Origin of the sequence: uncultured Catenibacterium sp. (assembly GCF_900540665.1) — a bacterium.
GTDB lineage: Bacteria > Bacillota_I > Bacilli_A > Erysipelotrichales > Coprobacillaceae > Catenibacterium.
In genome coordinates, this window is the sequence record NZ_UQGV01000117.1 from 1 (window position 1) to 3151 (window position 3151).

Consider the following 3151-nt stretch of genomic DNA (forward strand, 5'->3'; position numbering starts at 1 on the left):
TACAAAAGAAGCCCCAAATTTCTTAAATAGGCTTTTATTCATAATTTCCCTCCTCAATATATATTATTTGTCATTCCGCCCAATCAGAAATTTTATCACCATTTTTTTAGGGTGTAAACCGTTTGTAAAAAATACAAATTGTACAAAATGACTGATTTGTACAAATAGTTATCAATAAGTATAACGTTAATACATATTAATAATTTTAAATCAATATTTATTCTGCATGTCTTTATAAAAAAAGATTCTATATTTCATTTAAAATCACTGATATTTGTCATATTATTTCACTAATACACAATTATCTTTATTAATGTTTCTCTTTTAATGGTTTTACTCTTTTTTAGAGTTTTATTCATATGAAAAAAATCAAGGTTTTTTTAGCATTACCACAAAAAATACAGAATGAATATTCAGGGTCTTTAATTATTGTGTAGGTTAGAGTCTTCGCTCCAAGTACTTGGGATCACACTTTTTCAAGTATTTTTAGGTAATTAAAAACCTTTCGCTATATCATTAATTGCTCATATTAACCAAAAGCGAAAGGAAATCACAAATTGAATAATGATCCAAGAATTATTTTAGAGGATTATGAATCCCTTGTACAGTCATATACGATTGAAATTAACGAAAAAAAAGTGATTTATTGCATCAGACTCAAGAGAATCATTATTTCTTGTCCTGAACGAGGCAATAGAATGAATATTAAGAACTATAAAATATAAAAAGTCATGCATAACATGATAGAAATCAAGAAAACTTCCTTAATACTCGAAAGGAGAAGATTAGTATGACCTCAATATAATAAGATAGTGATAGAGGAAGAGTCACAGTAGATTATCTCAAACCTCAGAACTAGAAATCATGGGTGAACTTAAAGAACCTACAGCTACTTTTTCAGTAGTTGCTGGATTCTTTAACGCAACTACTACTAAATGGCCAGACGCGTAGACAGCCCTTAACTGAAAACATATAGATTGATGAGAAGCACTGGATACGCAATAAAACATGTGTGTTATTCTTAATTATAAAACCAAGGAAATTGTAGGAAAGAACCAAGAAGGCATGGTCAAATATATCTCTACCGATATGTAATCTACAGAATTGTAAGGAATCAATACTTCCCTGGGGCAATATAATATAAGCGCAATAAAGGGCAGTCATCTGACTGCCCTTTACAAGTAGACCCCCCCAATAATTTAAAGCGAGTTTTCTGTTGACCACCTTAATAATTAAAGGTTCTTTGTTTTTATTCTACACCAACGATAAATGAGTAAACTGGCTGTTTACCAACATGAACTTCACATTCTACATCTTCATAGTTTTCTTCAATGAAACTTGCAGCTGCTTCCTGTTCTTCTTCTGTTACGTCTTCACCACAAATAAGTGTAACGATTTCAGAATCTTCATCTACAAGATTGCTTAGAACATTCTTTAATGCTTCTAGTTTGTCTGGTACACAAGCCACAATCTTCTTTTCACATAAAGCCATATAGTTGTTTGCTTTAATTTCTAAACCATCAATTAAAGTATCCTTGATTGCGAAAGTCACCTGACCAGTCTTTACATTCGCAATAGCTTCCTTCATTTCATCCACATTTTCATCTACTGTTGCTTCAGGATTATACATGATGGCAGCAGATAATCCCTGAGGAATAGTCTTTGTAGGTAATACTACAACATCTACTTCTCCTTCTAATACTGTCGCAGCCTGCTGTGCAGTCATAACGATATTAGAGTTGTTTGGAAGAATAATAACATGCTTTGCATTCACACCCTTGATTGCTTTGACGATATCTTCAGTTGCTGGATTCATTGTCTGACCACCAGAAACAACATGATCACAATTTAATTCAAGGAACATATCCTTAATTCCATCACCTGCAGCAACAGAAATAAGAGCCATTTCCTTAGCAGGAGCCATTGGGATTTCTTCTTCTTTTTCTTCCTCAGATACTTCAGTATTGACTACAGTCACCTTAGTGAATTCCCCAAAACGAAGACCTGTATTTAAGGCATTACCAGGCTTTAATGTATCTACATTACCAATAACCTTGTTGTCTTTCTGTGCTACATCTACGTTCTTACCAGGTAGATTCTTTAATTCATGGATGAAACCATCTAAATTAAATGCATTCATCTTTCTGTCATCAATCTTTAATGTGAACTGTACACGGTAACCATAAGGCTTTTCTTCTTCCTGTACAATTTCTACATCACTTGCAGCACCAACATTGTCTACCTTTTCAATCACTTCACCCGCAAGAGCAGCCATGAAACCAGTTAATACGAGTAATAAACCAGCTCCTCCTGAGTCAACAACACCAACTTCTTTTAATACTGGAAGAAGTTCAGGTGTATTATCTAAAGATTTTTCAGCACTCTTCACAAAATAAGAGAACCAGTCTTCAATTTCCATATCTGGCTGTACATACTTAGCAGCTGCATCAGCAGATTCTCTAATAACTGTTAAGATAGTACCTTCTACTGGACGCATAACAGCCTTATAAGCCACTTTAGCACCAGAAGAGAATGCATCAGCTAATTCTGATACGTTTGCTGTTTCTTTACCTTTAAGTGATTTTGCTACACCTCTAAAGATCTGAGAAAGGATAACACCAGAGTTACCTCTTGCTCCCATTAATAAGCCCTTAGAAAGAGTTTTAGCAATATCACCAATAGATGTATCATCAGCAAGCTTTTCAACCTGTTCAGCCCCAGAATTGAATGTAAGAGACATATTAGTACCTGTATCTCCATCTGGTACTGGGAAGACGTTTAAAGCATCTACCTCAGGATGATTATTATGTAATACGATAGCCCCGCTTAAGACCATCTGTTTAAACATTTTACCGTTAATTTCCTTCATGCTTCATCCTCCTAGTCCATTACACGGATGCTCTGAACATAAACATTCACAGCTTCAATATCAATATCTAGAGTCTTTTCTAGTACATATTTAACTTTCTTCTGTACTTCATATACGATTTCAGAAATCTTCACACCGTAACCTACAATAATATAAAGATTAATAATAGAACCAGTCTGACCTTCTTCAACAACAATTCCTTTAGAATAATTATCTTTACCTAGAAGATCATAAAAACCATCCATCATCTTCTGGCTAGCCATACCTACAACACCATAACAT

Annotated in this window: 2 protein-coding genes; both read right to left on the reverse strand. The window is 34.1% G+C overall.

What is annotated here, in order from left to right; translation table 11 throughout:
- Positions 1 to 1249: 1249 nt before the first annotated feature.
- Positions 1250 to 2869, reverse strand: a complete 1620-nt coding sequence (locus QZQ55_RS10735) for a DAK2 domain-containing protein (protein WP_295093200.1) — start codon at positions 2867 to 2869, stop codon at positions 1250 to 1252.
- 11 nt (positions 2870 to 2880) lie between these two features.
- On the reverse strand, positions 2881 to 3151 hold a 271-nt coding region (locus QZQ55_RS10740), incomplete at its 5' end, for an Asp23/Gls24 family envelope stress response protein (RefSeq protein WP_295093202.1).